Origin of the sequence: Bradyrhizobium sp. 190 (genome assembly GCF_023073415.1) — a bacterium.
In the GTDB taxonomy this organism is placed as follows: Bacteria; Pseudomonadota; Alphaproteobacteria; order Rhizobiales; family Xanthobacteraceae; genus Bradyrhizobium.
This window is the reverse complement of sequence record NZ_JADPJL010000001.1, coordinates 184,669-196,636: the sequence shown is the minus strand read 5'-3', so window position 1 is coordinate 196,636 and position 11,968 is coordinate 184,669. Positions and strand designations below refer to the sequence as shown.

Here is an 11,968-nt window from a genome sequence, read left to right as displayed (position 1 = left end):
GAGAGCAGACGCCCAATGACCAACCCCTTCACGCCGATCGAGATCCTTCGTCCCACCGCCGTCGAGTTCGGATGCGGAACGATTGCCGCAGCGGCTCGCTTTGCGGAGCGGGTCGGTGCACGGCGGCCGCTGGTGATTTCGGATCCCTTCAACGCGCGGCGCGTCGACCAGTTGGCGCTGCCCGGAGCGGTCAAGGTATTCGGCGACGTGAAGCCCGAACCGGATCTGCCCAACCTTGAGAAGGCTGTGGCGATGGCGCGCGAAATTGCGCCCGACCTCATCGTCGGTTTCGGCGGCGGCAGCGCGATGGATCTCGCCAAGCTGGTGGCCGTCCTCTGCACTGGCGACACGGCCTTTGCCGACATCGTGGGCGCCGAGAGGTTGCAGGCCGCAGCGTGGCGCTGATGCAAATTCCGACTACCTCAGGGACCGGCAGCGAAGCCGGAACCCGCGCGCTCGTGACCGATCCGGCGAGCCGTAACAAGCTTGCGGTTCAGAGCCGCTTCATGCTGGCTGATATCGCCGTCGTCGATCCCGACCTCACGATGACCGTGCCGCGCGATGTCACCGCGGCCACTGGTGTCGACGCGTTGGCGCATTGCGTCGAGGCCTACACCAGCCGCAAGGCGCATCCTTCGATCGACCTCTACGCGATCGAAGGCGCGCGGCTGGTCGGACGCTATCTGCGGCGCGCGGTCACCGACGGCGGCGATCGCGAAGCGCGCGCGGGTCTTTCGCTGGCGTCGCTCTATGGCGGCTATTGCCTCGGCCCGGTGAATACGACGGCCGGTCATGCCGTGGCTTATCCGCTTGGCACGCGGCACCATGTGGCGCATGGCCTCGCCTGCGCGGTGATCTTCCCGCATACGCTGGCGTTCAACATGCCGGCGGCCTCGACAAAGACGATCACGGTGCTGCATGCGCTCGGCCTGCCGGAGCGCAACGTTCCGGCGGCTGCGTTCGATGCCACCTATCGCTTCTGCGCCGACCTCGGCATCGAGATGCGGTTGTCCGCACTCGGTGTTCTCAATGACGATCTTGGCGTCATGGCGGACGAGGCCCATGCCATTCGCCGCCTGCTCGACAACAACCCGCGCGATTTGAGCCGTGACGAAATTTTCAAGATGTACGAGACGGCGTTCTAACCACTGCAAGTGGCGCGGAAGAAAATTAATAACAGGAAGCGGAGAAAACCAAGATGAAATCAATGTGGCTTGTTGTTGCGTCGGCGATGCTGTTGTGGGCGGCTCCCTTGAAAGCGGAGGATGCGTATCCTTCCAGGCAGGTGACGGTGATCGTTCCCTTCTCCGCCGGCGGCACCGCCGATATCTTCGCGCGCATGGTGGCCAATCATCTTCAGGCGAAACTGGGCAAGCCGTTCGTGGTCGAGAATGTCAGCGGCGCCGGCAGCATCGTCGGCGTGACGCGGCTGGCGCGGGCGGCGCCGGACGGAACGACGCTGGGCCTGGCCAGCACGTCCGCGCTTGCGATCAACCCGTCGCTGTATGGTCAAAAGCTCAGCTATCAGCCCGACAAGGATCTGCAGCCGATCGCCCAGATCAGCGTCGTGCCCAACGTTCTGGTCGTCAACCCCGACAAGATCGCGGCGCGGACCGTGCCGGACCTGATCGCCTACCTGAAGGCCAACCCGGACAAGGTCTCGTTCGGTTCGGCCGGCGTCGGTACCTCGCAGCATCTGGCGGGCGAGTTGTTCCAGCAGATGACGGGCACCAAGATGGTGCATGTGCCCTACAAGGGTTCGAGCCCGATGGTGACGGATCTCCTCAGCGGCCAGATCGACCTCGCCTTCGACAACGTGCCGCTGCTTCTGCCGCACGCGAAGGCCGGCAAGCTTGCGCTGATTGCGACCGCAACGCCCAAGCGCGCGTCGTTCGATCCGGATCTTCCCGCTGTCGCCGAGCATCTGCCCGGCTTCGAGGCGGTCGCCTGGCACGGCTTCCTCGTCCCGGCCGCGACGCCGAAGCCGATCGTCGAAAAGCTGTCGACGGAGATCCGGGCCTTCATGCAGCAGCCGGAGACGGTGCAGAAGATGGCCGAACTCGGTGCCGCTGCGGTAGCGCTCGAGCCCGAAGCGTTTGCTGCCTACATCGCATCGGAGACGGCGCGGTGGAAGAAGGTCATCGAAGCCGCCAACATCAAGATGGACTAGGATGCTTCGGATGGGCCGGATAAGGAAAAACGCCGGCCTTCCGGAATATCGCGCAAAAACAGGACGATATCTCCGGAGGCTAATTCAATACTTTTGAATTGGTCTCCGGAGGAAGATTGCGCGGTAACCTCGCGTTTACCATTCCGTCCATATCATCTGCGCCATGGATTCACCTCGCAGACGAAATTCGCAATCCGCCCTGATGTCGCTCGAAGCGGCGGCAGCCTCGGCCCGCGGCGGTTTTGGCTGCATGTTCTCGACCTCGGAAGAATTCGAGATGGCGCTCATCACGGAGCGTCGTGCGCAGGGGCGTTATGATCAGCGCAGAATGCGCTGGCCTGCCATCCTATTCATCGGCTGCGCGCTGATGATTGCCGGCACGGTGCTGCTGTTTAGCCGCTGATCCTCACTTCGCCAACGGATCCGGTCGCACCTGAATATGCACCGCCCGCGGCTTTGAGCCTTTGCCGCCTTCCATCAACCAGGGTGTGCGATCACCGCTTGAACTCCACAGCCCCCGGCCTTTCCAGCCTGCGCCCGGATCGTCAATTCGCCCGTCGAGGCCCTTGGCGAAGAAGCCGAGCGGATAGGGAATGCGCAGCATCACCATCTGCCCGTCTTTCAACGCAACGAAGCCGTCGTTCAGGTTGGCGGTGGAGATCGGAATGTTCTCGCCGAGGCCGATCGTATTGTGGTGATCGACCCAGGTGTAGTAGCTCGCCTCGGCGCTGGAATTCTCGAAGCCTTCGAAGCCGGGGCCTGGATATTTGAAGTAGGAGAAGCCCTCCGGGCAGTGGTTGCCGGTGGCGTTCGGCCCGTTCAGCGGGTTCTTGCATTTGCTGCGATCGAAGCGGATCAGGCTGCCGTTCGAGCCCGAGCCCCAGAGCACGCCGTCCTTGTCGATGTCACCGCCGCGAACGCCGATGCCTTCCTTTGGAATGGCGTAAAACTCCGACAGCTTGGTCTTGGGATCGAAGCGCATGAAGCCGGGTTGGCCGACGAACACGTTGACGGTGTACCAGACCGAGCCGTCGGTCGGATGCGGCATCACGGCGTAGGGGCCTGAGCCCGCGATCCGCATGTCCTTATCCGCCTGCGCCGGTACGACCGGCTCAGTGTATTCGTCGACCTTGCCGTTGCCGTTGGTGTCGAGAACGAACGGCGCCCAGCCCTGCGCTTTGACGGCATCGCCGGTCTCGTCCCATAGTTTGGTGTTAACCCAGCCGGCGACGGGGCCGGTCCCCGAGACCCAAAGCGTATCGTCGGCGTCGTAGCCGAACTGCGGGTGATGGGTGCCGAAGCAGGTATCGATGAAGCTGTATTTTTGGGTTTTGGGATCGAACACCGTCACTTGCCGTCCCGAACGCTCCAGCGGGAAGGCTTTGGCCGACGGATGGTCGGATCCCTTCCGGCAGTAAGCCGGATTTTCGATGCCGCGCACGGCCGCCGCCAACCACACGCGGCCCTTCTTGTCGAACATGCTGTTGTGATTGTTGGCCCGCTGGCTCCAGATCTTCTCTTCACCCCAATAGGCCGAGGGGCTGGCCGGATTGAGGACGGCCGTGCCATGGAGCGGAGGGCCGAACGACTCCGGCGCATTGGGATCAGCGACCGGCATCCTTGAGAACGTCACCTTGTGCGTTTTCGGATCTAGTATCGGCATGTCGTCGGACGAGTATTCGCTCGCGCCGTACAGCGGGCCGTAGGCGTTGACCGTCGGATTGCGCCGGTCCGATGAAATCAGATCGTGGACGAAATGCTTCTCCGTCGCCCATTCCCAGGACGAGATGACGACATTGCGCTCGATGCCGGCCGGCCGCGGCGGTTTGGATTTCGGCAGTTCTCCCTTGGCGACCCGGTCGGTCCAGTCGCCGAAATACTTGAACGGCACGCCGCCGAGCTGGCCCGCGAGCCGGTTCACCATCCATTCCCCGGTCTGGCCCGAGGAGACGCGGCGCATCCAGGCTTCCTCGCCCGATTTGAATTCGCCGAACGCGCCCGGGATCGTGCGTGTGGATTCCTGGCCAAGCTGATGGCAGCCGATGCAGTCGACATTATTCATCCGCTGGCGCCAGATATCCTGCGTGATCTCCTTCGGAATCTCGGTAGTCCCGCCGAAATCCTTCGCCGGCGGGATCTTCATCATCGTGTACCAGTAGATTGCCGAGTAATAATGAGCGGCTGCGGCTTCGTTCGGGGCCGGCACCGCCGTGAGATTGACCTGCTGGCCGGGCTTGGCCCGCATCTTGGGCGAATCCACCAGCCCGTAGCCGCGGACCCAAATGGCGTAGTTCACGTTCGGCGGCAGGTCGGGGATCACGTAGCGCCCTTGATCGTCGGTGACGACGATCTTGGTGAATTTCGTCGGCAGCTCGTTGGTCTCCGCGATCACCCAGACCGCGCCCTCCGGTCCGTTTGGTCCGAGCACCACGCCGCCGATGTCGTCATTGTCGATTGCGACCGCCGCCGGCTGCTGGGCGCGCGATGGCGCCGCCAAGGTGAGCGCGCCCGCCGCCGCAGCCAGGATGAAGGAGAACAGGATCCGATTGAGGTTCATGATTTCTCTCCCTGGCTGCGAGCTTGCCGCTCGTCGTTTGGCGCGAGCCTACACCAAACCAGGGTTGAGGCGAGAGCATGTCACGCGCGCGATTTCCTCATGCTCGTCGCACAGCGTGCGTCGCAGCAACGCATAGGCGCTGCATCTGCCTTTTGCTTTTTTGGCGGCCGGGTTAGACACGCCAGTTCTCATGAGGAGGCACATCCCAGATGATCACCGAAATCGCACAGATCGACGTCAAGCCCGGCACCGAGAAGGATTTTGAGGCCGCCGTCGCCAAGGCGCGTCCGCTGTTCCTGCGCGCCAAGGGTGGCAAGGGCTTTGAGCTACACAAGTCGATCGAGAAGCCGCAGCGTTACCGGCTGATGGCTCAGTGGGAGACGCTGGAAAACCACACCGTGGATTTCCGCGGCTCGGAAGATTTCACTGCCTGGCGCGCGCTGGTCGGGCAGTATTTTGCCGCGCCTCCCGAGGTCGAACATACCGAGACGGTGCTCACCACGGCAGGCTGAAGCCATCAGCCGGCCGCGATCGCGACAGGAACCGCTTCCGTCTTGAAATGGTCGATCATCACCTTGGCGATCGCCATCAGCGGCAGCGCGAGCGCCAGCCCCCAGATGCCGAAGACGACGCCGAGCAGGATCTGGAACGCAAACAGCGTGGCCGGCGGGATATCCAGCGCCTGGCGCTGGATGATCGGGGTCAGCACGTAGCTTTCCAGCGCGTGCACGCCGAGGAACAGGATGAAGGCGGAGAGGGCCGCGATCCATCCCGAGGCGAGGCTCGCCAGCACCACGATCAGCCCGCCGAGGATCGCGCCGACCGTCGGGATGAAGGCGAGAAGCCCTGCCTGGATGCCCAGGATGAACGAGCTCTGGATGCCGATGATTGAAAGCCCGATCCAGGTCACCAGAAACACCGCGACCATGGTGATGATCTGCGCGATCAGCCAGCGCTCCAGCGTGTCGCCGATCCGATCGACGATCGCGACCGCCCGCGTGCGGTGTCTGGCCGGCGCCATGAACAGCATTCCGTCGCGGTAGACGCTGGGCTGGGTCGCAAAGGCTATTCCCAGAAACAGCACGATGAAGAAGTTTCCGACCGCACTTGCGGTGCCGAGAATCAATTTCAGGCTCTGGCTGAAGATGGCGCCGCCGCTGGCCGCAATCGTGCCGGCGCTGGGAAGCGCGTGGGGCGTCGGCGTCGCGGTTGCCGGCGCGGCTTCATCCGACGGCGAGGACAGGGTGCCGAAGTCGAAGAAACTCGTGTCGATGCCGTTCCGTTCCAGAAAACCCTTGACGTTGACGAGTTGCGACTTGAGCGTGTTGCTCAGCGCCGTCGTCTGCTGGGCGATCGTGGTGCCGCCGAGAAAGACAATGCCCGACAGCATGCCGGCGACCACCAGGCAGACCACTGTGAGCCGCAGCGCATGCGGAAGCCGCACGACGCGCCCGAGCAGGTTGCTCATGGCGTTGAGGGCGACGCCGAGCAGGATGCCGGAAAATATCAGAAACAGCGTCGCGGCGAAGTGCCAGGTGAACGCGAGCAGCGCGGCGAACAGCACCACGCCGATGCCGCCGACCGATATCGCCCACGCCAGGTCGTTGCGGGCCTGAAGACGATTGTCAGCGGGACTTGTCACGTTGATTCCTTCTCGCAGAATATTGCGCCACCAGTCATTCGCTAAAATCGGGCCGGGATCAAGCGGGCGGGCGCGCGCCGGTTTGACGCTGCCGCACCCGGTATGCCAAGCGGTGTGTGGATCTGATAGGGCAGGCCGGTGAGGATGAGATGAACTTCAAATGGTTCGGCCCGATTGCGCTGCTGGCGGCGCTCGTGATCGGCGACCAGATCAGAATCAACCGGCCTGCCCATAAATATCGCCTGACGCTCGAGGTCGAGACGCCGGAGGGACGCAAATCGGCTTCCAGCGTGGTGGCCGTCCATCCCGATCGCAGCTACACCCGCCGCGGCCAGACCCGCACTTTGGGTGACGCCGTTTTCGTCGATCTCGGGCAGGGCAAGAACCTCGTCGCGCTGCTGGCGCATGTCGATGGGAAGCTCGTGCTGGATGACGTAAACTACGTCGCCTTGCGCGCCTACAACGCGGCCGCCGGCAAGCGCGTGCCGTTCAGCGAGATGAGCCGGTTGACCGGCATCGTGCCCGTGAAGGGCGAACTGGTCCCGGTGCTCGTTACCTTTGCCGATCCGGCCGCGCCCGGCCGCGCGCGGGCGGTGGCGCCCGACGACGCCGAAGCGATGCTGGGTAAGGGCTATCGCCTCCAGGCGATATCGGCTGAGGTGGTGCCGAACGGATATTGGCCGCTCGATTTCGGCGGCGCGCTGGGCGAGCCGGTGACGCGCGGAATCCAGGCGAAATTGCCATGGCTGAGTGGGGCCGGCGATTCGGCGGCCACCGCGCTGCGGGCGGCCGGCTTGCCCGGGGTCGAGGGGATCGACGCCCGGGAGGTTTTCACGCGAAAATAGCAGGGCAGCTCCGCTAAAGCTCTGCGGATATTGATCCGTCGCCCCCTCGCAGGCATTATCTTCTGCAATCATGGCCCAACCCAGAAGATCCTTGCACAGGACGATGACAGCGGAATTTTTGCGATGACGCGGCCCGTGGTCGGTGTGATCGGGAACGCCTATCGCGTCGAAAATCGTTTCCAGACCCAGATGGTCGGAGAGCGCAATTTGCGCGCGGTCACCGACGTGGCGGGGGCGCTGCCGCTGATGTTTGCAGGTTCTCCCGAAATTACCGATATCGGCGCGCTTCTCGACGTCGTCGACGGGGTGATCCTCACCGGTGCCCGCGCCAATGTTCATCCCACCCGATTCAAGACCGAGCCGCATGAGAGGCACGAGCCTTACGACATCCATCGCGACGATGTCGCGCTGGCGCTGACGGAGGCCTGCGTTGCCCGCGGCGTGCCGATCTTCGGCATCTGCCGTGGCCTGCAGGAAATGAACGTTGCCTTCGGCGGCTCGCTGCATCCCGAAATCCGCGAGATCCCGGGCCGTATGAACCACCGCATGCCGCGGCTGGACAACGGCGAAATCCATCCCGACCCGACGGTCGTGTTTGCCGACCGCCACGACGTTCACCTCACGCCGGGCGGCACGTTTGCCAACCTGCTCGGCTGCGAAACCATCCGGGTGAATTCGCTGCACGGGCAGGGCATCCTCGAACCCGGCGAGCGCGTCGTCATCGAAGGCATCGCCGAAGACGGCACCATCGAAGCGATCCGGATCGCGGACGCCGCGAGCTTCGCACTCGGCGTCCAGTGGCACGCCGAATACGACCCGCAGCGCAACCCGATCAACCGAAAACTGTTCGAAGCGTTCGGCGAGGCGCTGAAAGCGCACAAGCGAACCGGCTAGGCGGCCGCAACGAACGGTCGCGTCACAAGGGAGGATGGGATGCGAGACCGCAAATGGACGAGGCGCGACCTGCTCAAGGCGTCGACGGCTTCCGCCGCAGGCCTCTTGTTTGCCGAACCCCTGAAGGCTGCTGCGCCGCCGGCGGCGGAAGTGACGCCGGCCTTGGTCGAAGCCGCGAAGAAGGAGGGCAAGCTTTCGTTCTATTCGGCGCTTGAACTCAATACCGCCGAGCGCCTGGCGCGGACTTTTGAGGCGAAATATCCTGGCATCAGCGTGCGCGTCGAGCGCTCCGGCGCGGAGCGGATCTTTCAGCGCATTGCCCAGGAGCAGGGCAGCGGCATCAAGGCCGTCGACGTCGCCAACTCGACCGATGCCGCGCATTATCTCGAATGGAAGAAAAACGACTGGTTGGCGCCGTACCTTCCGGCCGACGTCGCCAGACATTTTCCGGCCGATCAGATCGATCCCGACGGCATGCACGCGACGTCCTGCGCGTGGACGGAGGCGATCGGCTACAACACCAACCTCGTCAAGCGCGAGGACGCGCCGAAGAGCTATGCCGACCTACTCGATCCCAAGTGGACGGGCAAGATGGTCAAGGCGCATCCCGGCTATAGCGGCGCCATTCTGACCACAACCTTTCTGCTGGCGCGCGATCTCGGCTGGCCGTACCTGGAAAAGCTCGCGCAGCAGAAGGTCATGCAGGTGCAATCGGCCGCCGATCCGCCGAAGAAGATCCTGCTCGGCGAGCGTGCGGTCATGGCCGACGGCAATGATTACAATCTCGTGCTGCTGAAGGATCAGGGCAAGCCGGTGGAAGTGGTGTATCCCGCCGAAGGATCGCCGCTGATCATCGTTCCATCGGGCATTTTCCGCAGCGCGCCGAATCCGAATGCAGCGAGACTGTTCCAAAATTTCTTCTTCGGCGCGGAAGCCCAGCAAATGCTGGTCGACGTCTTTGCGCATCGCTCCTTTCACGGCGAGGTCAAGGAGAAGGGCGGGCACGTCCCGCTCTCCAGCCTGAAATTGCTCAAGGCCGATCCGGCGCAGGTGCAGGCGCAAAGCGAGGAGATCAAGGCGCGCTACGCCAAGATCTTCGGAGTGTGATGGTGGCATCCTCCACGGCCGGAAATAAGCCGGAAATGTTTGCAACTTCAAGGGACCATTGTATAATTTTGCAACCGACGAGCTTTCGGGACGAATCACAGAGGCGGCCTGTATCAAGCGCCCCCGTACTTCTACGGAGGCGGAAAAGATGGGATCGGGTCGGGGAAGTCGGCTAAGTCATCCACCATCTCCAGACTGGTGAAGCCATGACGCAACCAAGACGGCTCGCGCTGGCGATGGCGTTGCTGGTCGTCGTGACGTCCTGTGTCGTGAGCGCAGTGACCTATTATTTTGCGACGCAAGCCGCGCCGGGCGGGCCCCTGGCGACGATTTTCACCGCGGCGCTTCTGGGCGGCGCGGTCGCCGGCGTGCTCGCGGTGGCTGTCGCGGCCGGTCCTGCGCGATTTTGGCGTAGCGCGCTGCCCGACATCATTGGCCCCGTGGATGTTCGCAGCGGACGGGAGCCGGGGCTCGCTCACCAGACGCCGACCGACAACGAAATGGCGCAGGCCATCATCGAAAACGCGCTCGATGCCTTCGTCCAGACCGATGAAAGTTGTGTCGTCCTCAACTGGTCCCCACACGCCGAGGCCTTGATGGGGTGGACGCGCGCCGAGGCCGTCGGCAGGAGCGTGGAAGAACTTCTCTTTCCGGAACCGCTGCGGGTATTGTACCGGCAATGGCTCGATCAGTTCCTGAGCGAGGCCGAAGGCGATGCGGTCGGCGGACGTTACGAAACGCCGCTGCTGCAAAAAGACGGCCGCGAATTCTTCGCCGAGGTTTCGTTCACCGCGCTGCGCCGCCATGACGGCCACGTCATCAACGCCTTCGTCAGGGACATCACCGCAAAACGCGCTGCGGAAGAACAATTGTTCCAGGCGCAGAAAATGGAATCGGTCGGGCAATTGACCGGCGGCATCGCCCACGACTTCAACAACATGCTCACCGTGATCACGGGCACGATCGAAATCCTGGCCGACGGCGTCAAGCATGATCCGGCGCTGGCGTCGATCGCCAAGATGATCAACGACGCCGCTGACCGGGCATCGCAGCTCACGGCGAACCTGCTTGCCTTTGCCAGAAAGCAGCCGTTGCGGCCGCTCGAGACCGACGTCAACGGCCTGATCGAGGAGGTGGTCAAGCTGCTGGCGCCAACGATCGGAAGGCAGATCGAGATCGAGACCGCGTTGAGCGACCAGGCCTGGCCGGCGCTGGTCGATCGCAGCCAGCTCACCTCGGCGCTGATCAATCTCGCCATCAACGCCCGCGACGCCATGCCCGATGGGGGGAGGCTGTTGTTCAGGACGGGAAATTTCACGCGCCATGCAGGCGATGCGGAGGTGGACGATCTCGCTGTGGGCGACTACGTCGCCATCGAGGTCATCGATAGCGGCCCCGGCATTCCACCGGCGATACGCGACAGGATTTTCGAGCCGTTCTTTTCGACCAAGCAGTTCGGCACCGGCACCGGGCTTGGCCTCAGCATGGTGTTCGGATTTGCCAAGCAATCCGGCGGCGGCGTCGTGGTCGACGGCGAGGAGGGCATGGGCGCCTGCTTCCGCATCTATCTGCCGAAGGCCGACATCGAGCCTTCGGACGCGCTTCCGGCAAGCGAAGCCTCGCCGCCTGAAGACGACGAATTGCGCGGCGGATCCGAAACCATCCTGTGCGTCGAGGATGACGATGTCGTGCGGGCGCATGTCACCGGCCGTCTCGAAAGTCTCGGCTACAAGGTCATCACCGCTTCCAATGCGGCGGAGGCGCTCGAACGGGTGAATGCCGGAGTGGCGTTCGATCTCCTGTTCACCGACATCGTCATGCCCGGCGCCATGAACGGCCGGCAGCTCGCGCAAAAGGTCGCCGACTTGCGCCGGCCGCTCCGGGTGCTCTACACCTCGGGCCACACGTTCGGCGCGTTCGATTCGAGCAGGCGTCTCGGCGAGGGCGTGCTGTTGCTCGCCAAGCCATACCGCAAGGCCGAACTCGCGCGCATGGTGCGCCTCTGCCTCGACCGCGCCATCGACCACATGGGCGATCCGATTCCGCTGCCTTATTCGGTGCAGGAGGATCTGGAGCGATTCCTGAAGGAAAATCCGCCGAAGCTCGGCTAGGCTATTTCGGCTGGCCTCGGCGTCATTGCGAGCGCAGCGAAGCAATCCATCTTTCCGTGCGCGAGGTGACAATGGATTGCTTCGCTGCGCTCGCAATGACGTGGAGATAGCAACGCAACACAAGTTGTCATCCCCCGCGAAGGCGGGGGATCCAGTACGCCGCGGCCTATCGGCTCGATCATTGACGTCTCTGGAATACTGGATCGTCCGCCCCAGTGCGCAATTGCGCACAAGGCGGACGATGACGGCTGAATATGCGTTCGCGATCTCGCGACATGAGCTGCCCGAGGTTTGCTGGAGAACTTCTCGCCCCCCTTGTTTAGAGGGCGCAGGGAAGACCGGGTGCACGCTGCACCCGCGGTCTCGTGTGCAATTGCGCACAAAGAACGCGCACACGAGCATACAGGTTCAGCGGAAACACTCCGGCCTTCCCTGCGCAATGGCTTTACGGCTTACTTCGAGCTCTCCCCGGTGAACGGCTCTTTTGCCACCGTCGCCCGTGAGAGGCGTGCCTCTCGCGAACTTCACGCTAGCACCGCGGCGTCAGGACCACACGACTATATTCTGGCACCAGGCGGCACGATCTGGCACTAAGAAAACCCTATGAAACAAGGGGTTTTCTTCTACCTTCCATAAATCACC

9 protein-coding genes and 1 pseudogene are annotated in these 11,968 nt (G+C 63.3%); 8 read left to right on the top strand and 2 right to left on the bottom strand.

Going from position 1 to position 11,968, the window contains the following annotated elements:
- Positions 1–15 precede the first annotated feature (15 nt).
- The 3 genes and pseudogenes from IVB22_RS00930 (at position 16) to IVB22_RS00920 (ending at position 2,573) form a co-directional block, all read left to right on the top strand.
- Positions 16–1,145 (top strand): annotated as a pseudogene (locus tag IVB22_RS00930) (iron-containing alcohol dehydrogenase).
- Positions 1,146–1,198: 53 nt separating this feature from the next.
- Positions 1,199–2,170 (top strand): tripartite tricarboxylate transporter substrate binding protein, encoded by a 972-nt coding sequence (locus IVB22_RS00925; protein WP_247515453.1) that lies wholly within the window; start codon positions 1,199–1,201, stop codon positions 2,168–2,170.
- Between the two features lie 163 nt (positions 2,171–2,333).
- The gene (locus IVB22_RS00920; protein ID WP_247515452.1) at positions 2,334–2,573 is read left to right on the top strand and encodes a hypothetical protein; all 240 of its coding nucleotides are present in this window, start codon (positions 2,334–2,336) and stop codon (positions 2,571–2,573) included.
- Positions 2,574–2,576: 3 nt separating this feature from the next.
- Here IVB22_RS00920 and IVB22_RS00915 read toward each other — a convergent pair whose 3' ends face one another.
- Positions 2,577–4,727 carry a carboxypeptidase-like regulatory domain-containing protein gene (locus IVB22_RS00915; protein WP_247515451.1) on the bottom strand — a complete coding sequence of 717 codons (2,151 nt, stop codon included), beginning with the start codon at positions 4,725–4,727 and terminating at the stop codon, positions 2,577–2,579.
- Between the two features lie 209 nt (positions 4,728–4,936).
- On the opposite strand from IVB22_RS00915, the gene IVB22_RS00910 reads away from it, so the two are divergent.
- Positions 4,937–5,239, top strand: coding sequence for an antibiotic biosynthesis monooxygenase (locus IVB22_RS00910; protein ID WP_214491599.1), 303 nt, complete (start codon positions 4,937–4,939; stop codon positions 5,237–5,239).
- A gap of 5 nt (positions 5,240–5,244) precedes the next feature.
- On the opposite strand, the gene IVB22_RS00905 is transcribed toward IVB22_RS00910, so the two are convergent.
- On the bottom strand, positions 5,245–6,369 hold the full coding sequence (locus IVB22_RS00905; RefSeq protein WP_247515450.1) for an AI-2E family transporter: 1,125 nt from the start codon (positions 6,367–6,369) through the stop codon (positions 5,245–5,247).
- Positions 6,370–6,518: 149 nt separating this feature from the next.
- On the opposite strand from IVB22_RS00905, the gene IVB22_RS00900 reads away from it, so the two are divergent.
- From IVB22_RS00900 to IVB22_RS00885, 4 genes are all read left to right on the top strand, one after another.
- Positions 6,519–7,214 (top strand): hypothetical protein, encoded by a 696-nt coding sequence (locus tag IVB22_RS00900; RefSeq protein ID WP_247515449.1) that lies wholly within the window; start codon positions 6,519–6,521, stop codon positions 7,212–7,214.
- Positions 7,215–7,337: 123 nt separating this feature from the next.
- Entirely contained in the window at positions 7,338–8,108 is a 771-nt protein-coding gene (locus IVB22_RS00895) for a gamma-glutamyl-gamma-aminobutyrate hydrolase family protein (protein WP_247515448.1), read from the top strand.
- A gap of 39 nt (positions 8,109–8,147) precedes the next feature.
- Positions 8,148–9,215 (top strand): extracellular solute-binding protein, encoded by a 1,068-nt coding sequence (locus IVB22_RS00890; RefSeq protein WP_247515447.1) that lies wholly within the window; start codon positions 8,148–8,150, stop codon positions 9,213–9,215.
- 206 nt (positions 9,216–9,421) lie between these two features.
- A complete protein-coding gene (locus tag IVB22_RS00885; protein WP_247515446.1) occupies positions 9,422–11,326 on the top strand; it encodes a PAS domain S-box protein in 1,905 nt (634 codons plus the stop codon).
- The last annotated feature ends 642 nt before the right edge of the window (positions 11,327–11,968 follow it).

Excerpts from the sequence above, each read along its gene's own strand:
- IVB22_RS00925 (WP_247515453.1), top strand. The coding sequence starts at position 1,199 with ATGAAATCAATGTGGCTTGTTGTTGCGTCGGCGATGCTGTTGTGGGCG.
- IVB22_RS00920 (WP_247515452.1), top strand. The coding sequence starts at position 2,334 with ATGGATTCACCTCGCAGACGAAATTCGCAATCCGCCCTGATGTCGCTC.
- IVB22_RS00915 (WP_247515451.1), bottom strand. The coding sequence starts at position 4,727 with ATGAACCTCAATCGGATCCTGTTCTCCTTCATCCTGGCTGCGGCGGCG.
- IVB22_RS00910 (WP_214491599.1), top strand. The coding sequence starts at position 4,937 with ATGATCACCGAAATCGCACAGATCGACGTCAAGCCCGGCACCGAGAAG.
- IVB22_RS00900 (WP_247515449.1), top strand. The coding sequence starts at position 6,519 with ATGAACTTCAAATGGTTCGGCCCGATTGCGCTGCTGGCGGCGCTCGTG.
- IVB22_RS00895 (WP_247515448.1), top strand. The coding sequence starts at position 7,338 with ATGACGCGGCCCGTGGTCGGTGTGATCGGGAACGCCTATCGCGTCGAA.
- IVB22_RS00890 (WP_247515447.1), top strand. The coding sequence starts at position 8,148 with ATGCGAGACCGCAAATGGACGAGGCGCGACCTGCTCAAGGCGTCGACG.
- IVB22_RS00885 (WP_247515446.1), top strand. The coding sequence starts at position 9,422 with ATGACGCAACCAAGACGGCTCGCGCTGGCGATGGCGTTGCTGGTCGTC.